We start from the raw sequence: 5,527 nt of genomic DNA, 5'->3' as shown, positions 1-5,527 counted from the left end.
ACAGATGGTTACGACTGCTATCAAAATGCTCTTGCAGAGCGGATAAATGGTATTCTGAAAAACGAATACTTGCTTACAAAACCTCGTAATTTAGAGGAGGCGAGAAAGATGGTTGTCGAATCCGTAGTAATATACAATGGCAGGCGGCCACATATGGCTCTAAAATACAAAACGCCCGATGAAATACATCGGGCGTTTTAACCGAAATAAGTGTCAACTTATTCCAGGACAAGTCATTTAAGCTGTATATACGTTAACGACACTATACGTTAATAGTCATCAGCCACTGCTGGCCCCGCGTAATTATCAAAGCGCGAAAACTGCCCCTGGAAAGTGAGCCTACTGGTGCCAATTGGGCCATTACGCTGTTTACCTATAATAATTTCAGCCACCCCTTTATCTTCACTATTTTCGTGATACACCTCATCGCGGTAAATGAACATAATAAGGTCGGCATCCTGCTCGATAGAGCCCGATTCACGCAGATCTGAGTTTACTGGGCGTTTGTCGGCGCGTTGTTCTAGGCTTCGGTTCAACTGTGATAGTGCCACAACCGGCACTTCGAGTTCCTTTGCTAAGGCTTTAAGTGAACGAGAAATTTCTGCAATTTCCAATGTTCTATTGTCGCTTAAAGATGGCACTCTCATGAGCTGGAGATAATCCACCATAATAAGACTAATGCCGCCTCGTTCACGCGCTAATTTACGCGCACGGCTTCTCACGTCCATAGGGGTCAAACCTGAAGAGTCATCAACGAAAAGGCTGTCTTTATCTTTTAGCATGGCCATGGTGTTAGAAATTCGCGCCCAGTCTTCGTCATCGAGTTGGGCGGTACGAATTTTAGTTTGATCCACGCGGCTCAATGAAGCCAGCATACGCATCATAATCTGTTCAGAGGGCATTTCTAAACTAAATACCAAGACCGGCTTCTCTTCCGACATCATGGCGTTTTCAACAAGGTTCATTGCAAAGGTTGTTTTACCCATTGAAGGACGGGCAGCAACAATAATCAAATCGGAAGGCTGAAGACCACTGGTCTTTTTATCTAAATCTGTGAAGCCTGTAGTAACCCCGGTTACTTCTTTATTGGTTTTTACCAATACCTCAAGTCGATCGATAGTCTTGCCTAGCACAGCTTCCACATTTCGGGGCCCTTCATTTTCCCCCGTGCGTCGCTCGGCAATTTCAAAAACTTTGCTTTCGGCTAAATCTAGAATGTCTGCGCTATCGCGCCCTTCTGGGTTATACCCCACTTCAGCAATTTCATGAGCCACACCAATAAGCTCACGGGTGATTGCCCTTTCGCTAATAATTTGCGCATAGGAGACCACGTTCGCCGAGCTAGGTGTGTTCTTAGCAAGCTCACCTAAATAAGCAAAGCCGCCGGCGTCTTCTAGTTCGTCGTGCTTTTCTAGCTCTTCAGAAACGGTAATTAAGTCGACAGGGTTACTGTTGTTTAGCAACCTAATAATGGCGCGGAAAATAATTTGATGAGAGCGATTGTAGAAATCGGTGTCAGTAACAAGTTCAGCTACCTTATCCCAACTGTCAGGATCAATAAGCATGCTGCCAAGAACCGATTGCTCTGCCTCTATACTATGAGGGGGAACCTTCAATTTCTCTACGCTTTTATCGCCTTGAGGAGGGGATACCACTTACACTACCTTCTTAGTTCAACAAAAATCAGTGGGCTATTATGCGCTTTTGTGACGCGTTGAACAATAAAGGAAAAAGCGAGAAAGTTAATTTTCGTGATTATTTACCAGCCATAGAAATGCGCTATTCGCCAACAACAGGGCCTTTGAGTACTAGATAGGCGCTACTTCAATCGTCTTTTCAATACGGTAAAAGGTGCCATCGAAAACCGTGTAAGCAGCGGTATTTTCTTGATAGACAAGGATACTGCCCACATCAGGGTGTTCATCGCCACATTCAAGTATTACCTCTGTCACCGTGCCTGGGCGAAACTTTAGGGTATTGGTATCGATATTATAGCGTTTGGCGAAGTCGTCTAATTTCAGTGTCGTAGTACTGTATTGTGGGCTTGGGCACTGCTGAAAAGTGAGTTTAGCACTATCTTTTGCATAATACAGTGAGCGACCAAGTAGTGTGTTTGCTTCTGAGGGCGACACCGCACTCACTCTTGCCCCGTGGGCTTCGGTAATAACCCAGGTACCTTCATAAAACGCCGGCTCTTTTACTGCGCATCCTAGGGTTAACGCACTAACACTCACTGCAATAGCAATAAAACTGTGGAAGCGCCAGAAACGCTTAGCGTGGCTTACGACACTCACGCAAAACTCCTTAATAATAAACAACGTATTTTCCCTGCGTATATACGAGGGAAATACTACGCAAAAGTTCGTAGTATCAGATCAATCTACGGATAATTACGACGGGGATAGATAATTTATTACAAGGTAGGACGAAGAAACGCTGAATACCCATATTTACATCACCGCCATGGATAATTAGTAAATATGGGCGTTATTCAAAATTTCAATCGCAATACTGAATTAAAGATGACATATAATATTCATTGTTGATCTATAACTATGGTGCCATGAACCGTTGATATGTCGACATTTGCCGCGCCACCATTATTCATAAAACGCAGCCATTTACTGGGGCCAAATTTAGGGCTTCCCACTTTGTCGTCACTAATTCTATTGTCTATATCTCCCCCTGCGTGGGCTTCAATATCAAATTGCGCAGAGACATTGGGCTGAAACGTTAAATCTATTTTGCCGCCCACCGAATTGGCTTTTAATTGCCCATCTGGATTTAAATTTAATGAGGCTGTAGAACGCCCGTTAACGGTGTTTATACTTAAAGAATCAATACTTTGTAACGACAAGGTGCTTTGGCCATTAACGGTTTCAACTGTAACATCGGGGCTTGATGTAGTGGCGGTAATCCGTCCATTCACTGAGGCAAAGGACACCGCCATTTGCCCTTCGTGGGTGGCAGTAATTTCACCATTAATGGTATCTGCATCTAAGCGCCCGTATACACGGCTAAGATTAATATCACCATTTACTGAACTCGCCTTAACCCGCTTACCGGTATTAGTAATGTCCACATCGCCGTTAACCACATCAATACTTGCGCTTTGGGTTACCCCTTCTATGGTGACATCAGCATTAACGGCAGAATAGTTAACGTCGCTTGCAGTGGGTACATAAATAGTTAATGTGTCGCCTTCATCGTTTTTCTCCCACCAGTCTTTACCCATGCTATTTACTTCTACATGAATAATGACTACATCGCCACGTACTTCAAATATAAACTCTTCGGTTCTGTCACTGAGCTCGCCCACCACTCTTACCTGAGGCTTATCCCAAACCTTAATATCCGTATTCCCATTTACATGTTCGATATCCAGCTTAGGCGTAGCGCCACTATCTAAGGTACGGTCAATACGCTCACCTGCAAAGGCAATGCTACTTGTTAGAAGAACGCCAGTTGCCAATACACTTGTCGAAAGCACGCGCATGGCAGAGTAACAGTTGTATAAATTTATCATTGTCATAGTCCTAAATTTGTTGCCATTTGGGCGCGTGCACTCGCTCAATTAGGGCAATTTGTTGTTGATACACATGATGAAGCATCCGAATAAGCGCCGCATTATTCGGGTCTTCCTTTAACGCTAATTTAATTGCTGAGGCAGCATCCGCTAGTTCATCCAACTGAGTTTGCCAGTCGTTGGTTAACGCGGGCGCATCTTGGTATTGTGTCAGTAGCAGCTTCATTTGCTGGTCGTGTTGGGTACTCATAGACGCAACAATATCTTGGCTCTGTGGCTGCATCCACGGGTTTAGTGAATGCGCGACCAGCAGTGCTAGGAAGGCAACGAAACAAAAGCTAGCAGCCACCGCTACCCAACCTCGCGGGAAGCTAGGCAATCGGGCTGTATTATCTGTAATGGTAGAGGATGGAGATAAGGCGATACCTCGTTCGATAGCAGGCCACAAGTCTTTTTCAGGTAACGTTTCACCTGGCAACGCCTTCAGCTTTTTATGCAGTTGTTGATCAAAGTTATTCATCTTCAAACCCCATCCACTGTTTTAACAATTGTTTTGCGCGGTGTAATTGTGCTTTGCTAGACCCTACCGCTATGCTAAGCATGGCGGCAATTTCATCATGACGATAGCCTTCAATTGCATGTAGAACGAACACCATGCGTGCGCGTTCAGGCAAACGCAGAATTAAGCCTTCTAGGTCCACATCACAACTCGCAGGCTCCGCGGCGAGGGTCATCGCGCTGGAACTTTCAATATTAAACATACGCTGTATCCAGCCCCGTTGCTTACGCATGTAATCTACCGTAACGTTCGCAGTTACACTGTGTAACCACGTAGAAAAACGGCTTTGCCCTCGAAAGTTATGCAATTTCTTCCATAATTGGATAAACACTTCTTGGGTGGCATCTTCAGCAAGTCCTTTATCACCCGTCAGCCGGTAGCATAAAGCATAGACTCGCCCTACATGACTGTCGTAGAGTAGCTTAAATGCCTCTCTGTCTCCGGCTTTAGCCGCAAACACTATGGCTTGCTCATTGTTGAATCCAGACACCGCGTTGGCGTGTATAACACCAGTTTGGGCGTATTCCATGATAATCTCTAATGTCAATGCGCAAGCCGACGAGTAGCGGTATCGAACTTACTTATTATTAGTATTGTTTAGTTAGTCGTACCCTATAATAGAAAGGTTTAAATGCACTATTTATTTTTTGGAGTTTTTATGCAGCTTGCTTTCAATATAGACGCGCTTTTTGCAGGACATCCTCAACCACTTGGGCCTCGTGGCGCACCAAGTAGTATAAAAAAAGACCCCGTAGAACTACTTACGGTAGAGAAAGACGGTACCAAAGAAGATGAGCAAGCCAATACACGGCTACACGGGGGGCCGGAGAAAGTGCTTCATCAATATAGCCCAATAAACTACTACACCCTGAAAATGCATTTCCCCGAAGGTACTTTTTTGGCAGGCTCAATTGGCGAGAATATCAGTGTTGAAGGTATGTGCGACGCCACTGTATTTATAGGAGATGTATGGCGTTTTGGCGACGTAATACTGCAAGTAAGTGCACCTCGCGCCCCATGCAATAAGATTTCTCATCGGTATGGTATTGCAAATTTAGATCGCTTCGTAGGTGAGCGAGGTATTACTGGCTGGTATTACCGTGTTATGGAAACAGGGGTGATGCGCGTTGGCGACAGTGTTGAGTTAATCAGTAGAGACACCCAGTCGGTGAATGTCCAAACATTGATGCAATGTGTGCATACTAAAGCAGATAAAGCATTGGCTAAGCAGCTGGCAAGCCTCGATGCTTTAGATGACGAATGGCGTTTAAAATGTGAGAAAATTGCCCGTTAAAAGCGTGCTTCCAACAGATACATCGAGTAGGGTGAGGCGTTACCGCCTCATCCCTCTCACAGAACCGTACATACGGACCTCGTATACGGCTCATGTACATAGTTATTTAGCGTAATTGCTAAACACATATCCCGTTGCAACATTTTCC

The 5,527-nt window shown here is 44.8% G+C and carries 7 protein-coding genes; 2 read left to right on the top strand and 5 right to left on the bottom strand.

Annotated elements, in window-relative coordinates:
- A partial coding sequence (locus tag GTH32_RS18760; protein WP_163088672.1) for an integrase core domain-containing protein occupies positions 1–201 on the top strand: 201 nt, incomplete at its 5' end.
- A gap of 68 nt (positions 202–269) precedes the next feature.
- On the opposite strand, the gene dnaB is transcribed toward GTH32_RS18760, so the two are convergent.
- From dnaB to GTH32_RS18735, 5 genes are all read right to left on the bottom strand, one after another.
- On the bottom strand, positions 270–1,655 hold the full coding sequence (dnaB, locus tag GTH32_RS18755) for a replicative DNA helicase (protein WP_163088670.1): 1,386 nt from the start codon (positions 1,653–1,655) through the stop codon (positions 270–272).
- A gap of 153 nt (positions 1,656–1,808) precedes the next feature.
- Positions 1,809–2,294, bottom strand: coding sequence for a hypothetical protein (locus GTH32_RS18750; RefSeq protein ID WP_163088668.1), 486 nt, complete (start codon positions 2,292–2,294; stop codon positions 1,809–1,811).
- A 242-nt stretch (positions 2,295–2,536) separates the two neighbouring features.
- A complete protein-coding gene (locus GTH32_RS18745; RefSeq protein ID WP_246223322.1) occupies positions 2,537–3,526 on the bottom strand; it encodes a DUF4097 family beta strand repeat-containing protein in 990 nt (329 codons plus the stop codon).
- A gap of 10 nt (positions 3,527–3,536) precedes the next feature.
- Positions 3,537–4,046, bottom strand: a complete 510-nt coding sequence (locus GTH32_RS18740; protein ID WP_163088664.1) for a hypothetical protein — start codon at positions 4,044–4,046, stop codon at positions 3,537–3,539.
- The gene (locus tag GTH32_RS18735; RefSeq protein ID WP_163088662.1) at positions 4,039–4,614 is read right to left on the bottom strand and encodes an RNA polymerase sigma factor; all 576 of its coding nucleotides are present in this window, start codon (positions 4,612–4,614) and stop codon (positions 4,039–4,041) included. Before GTH32_RS18735 ends, GTH32_RS18740 begins: the two co-directional genes overlap by 8 nt.
- A 129-nt stretch (positions 4,615–4,743) precedes the next feature.
- Between GTH32_RS18735 and GTH32_RS18730 the strand changes: the two genes are divergently transcribed.
- Entirely contained in the window at positions 4,744–5,379 is a 636-nt protein-coding gene (locus GTH32_RS18730; RefSeq protein ID WP_163088660.1) for an MOSC domain-containing protein, read from the top strand.
- Positions 5,380–5,527: the final 148 nt, after the last annotated feature.

This window comes from Alteromonas profundi, from assembly GCF_010500865.1.
Taxonomy (GTDB): domain Bacteria; phylum Pseudomonadota; class Gammaproteobacteria; order Enterobacterales; family Alteromonadaceae; genus Alteromonas; species Alteromonas profundi.
Note: the sequence above shows the minus strand (reverse complement) of the source record. Positions and strands in the feature narration are given on the sequence as shown.

Coding starts and splice junctions, on each gene's coding strand:
- GTH32_RS18730 (WP_163088660.1), top strand. CDS start 4,744: ATGCAGCTTGCTTTCAATATAGACGCGCTTTTTGCAGGACATCCTCAA.
- GTH32_RS18740 (WP_163088664.1), bottom strand. CDS start 4,046: ATGAATAACTTTGATCAACAACTGCATAAAAAGCTGAAGGCGTTGCCA.
- GTH32_RS18735 (WP_163088662.1), bottom strand. CDS start 4,614: ATGGAATACGCCCAAACTGGTGTTATACACGCCAACGCGGTGTCTGGA.
- GTH32_RS18745 (WP_246223322.1), bottom strand. CDS start 3,526: ATGATAAATTTATACAACTGTTACTCTGCCATGCGCGTGCTTTCGACA.